Origin of the sequence: Xanthomonas sp. SHU 166 (assembly GCF_000364685.1) — a bacterium.
GTDB lineage: Bacteria > Pseudomonadota > Gammaproteobacteria > Xanthomonadales > Xanthomonadaceae > Xanthomonas_A > Xanthomonas_A sontii.
Genome location: NZ_AQOJ01000464.1, coordinates 1 through 1,416, shown reverse-complemented (window position 1 = coordinate 1,416; position 1,416 = coordinate 1). Strand labels below are relative to the sequence as shown.

Here is a 1,416-nt window from a genome sequence, read left to right as displayed (position 1 = left end):
CGGCGCGGCCGGCTGCGCCGCGGCGCGCTCGGCCTCGTGCAGCGCGCGCCCGACCTGGCTGGGGCCGACGTCGCCCAGCGCCACCTGGATGTACAGCTCCTCCACGCCGTCGGCATGGAACTTCTTCGCCGCCGGCAACAGGTCGGCGTGCTGCAGCCCCAGGCGCTTGAGCTCGCGCTCCAGCAACTCCTTGCCGGCCTGCACGTTGCGCGCGCGGTCCAGCTTGTGGAACCAGGCGCGCACCTTGTCGCGCGAACGCCCGCTGGCCAGGTAGCCGTTGGCCGGCAGCAGCCAGTCGCGGCGCGGCTCGGCCTCCTTGCCGGTGAGGATCTCCACGCGGTCGCCGCTGCGCAGCTTGTGGGTCAGCGGCACGATGCGGTTGTTGACCTTGGCGCCGCGACAGCGGTGCCCGACCATGGTGTGCACGTGGTAGGCGAAATCCAGCGGCGTGGCGCCCTGCGGCAGGTCGATCACCTCGCCCATCGGGGTCAAGGCATAGACCCGGTCCTCGACCAGCTCGGCGTCCAGCGCCCCGGCCAGGCCGCCCTGCTCGCCGTCCTGCGACTGCTCCAGCAGCTGGCGCATCCAGGTGATCTTGCGGTCGAAGGCCTTCTCCGCACCCTTGCCGCCTTCCTTGTACTTCCAGTGCGCAGCCACACCCAGCTCGGCCTGCGCGTGCATGTCGTGGGTGCGGATCTGCACTTCGATCGTGCGCCCTTCCGGGCCGACCACGGCGGTGTGCAGCGAGCGGTAATCGTTGGCCTTGGGCCGGGCGATGTAGTCGTCGAACTCACTGGGCACCGGCGCCCACAGCGCGTGCACCACGCCGAGCGCGGCATAGCAGGCGGCGACGTCGTCGACCATCACCCGCACCGCGCGCAGGTCGTACAGCTGGTCGAAGGCCAGGCGCTTCTTCTGCATCTTCCGCCAGATGCTGTAGATGTGCTTGGGCCGCCCGCTGATCTCCGCGCGCAGGCCCTGCTCGGCCAGCGCCTTGGACAGGATCTTCTTGACCGCCTCGATGTAGCGCTCGCGCGTCACCCGGCTCTCGTCGACCTCGCGGGCGATGCGCCGGTAGGTGTCCGGCTCCAGGTGCCGGAACGCCAGGTCCTCCAGCTCCCATTTCAGCTGCCAGATGCCCAGGCGGTTGGCCAGCGGCGCGTGGATGTCGCGGGTCAGCTGCGCCAGCGCGCGGCGCTGCGCCTCCGGCGCCTTGTCGGCCACGCGCATCTGCGCCAGTTGCCGCGCCAGCAGGATAGGCACCACCCGCAGGTCCTGCACGATCGACAGCAGCAGCCGGCGCAGGCCTTCGCTGTTGCGCCCGGCCTCGCGCCCGGCATGCAGCGCCCACACCGGGTCGGCGGCGTCCTGCGCCTCCAGCAGGCCGGCCACCGCCTGCGCCCGCGCCGGTGGCGC

At 71.8% G+C, this 1,416-nt stretch carries 1 protein-coding gene; it reads right to left on the bottom strand.

The genetic code is table 11. The annotated features are described in order from the left end of the window. Positions 1–1,416: TGS domain-containing protein (locus D180_RS12325; protein ID WP_017913029.1), on the bottom strand; the 1,416-nt coding region annotated here is incomplete at both ends.